Origin of the sequence: Streptomyces sp. URMC 126, assembly GCF_051386555.1 — a bacterium.
Classification (GTDB): domain Bacteria; phylum Actinomycetota; class Actinomycetes; order Streptomycetales; family Streptomycetaceae; genus Streptomyces.
Genome location: NZ_JBPQTX010001457.1, coordinates 1 through 229 on the forward strand (window position 1 = coordinate 1; position 229 = coordinate 229).

The 229-nt window shown below is 48.5% G+C and carries 1 protein-coding gene; it reads left to right on the plus strand.

The window, feature by feature from the left end:
• On the plus strand, positions 1-229 hold a 229-nt coding region (locus tag ACSNOK_RS36670; RefSeq protein WP_436784958.1), incomplete at both ends, for a hypothetical protein.

The window sequence follows — 229 nt, forward strand, 5'->3', positions numbered from 1 at the left end:
GGAGAAGGCTTTGTTTTCAATACGGGCGGCGAAAGAGTGGAAGGCTTCACTTCCCTGCTCTGGGTGATGATCTGCGCTGCGGGCTATGTTGTTTCAGCAAGTTCGGAATTTTTGCTGACGGCCTTTCTGGCAATACTCACCAGCCTTACGATCACAATGGTTTACCATGAAGTGAGAAAAGATATGCAGGCCCTTCATCCCGCGTTTGCTGATCGTTATTTCTTTTGGT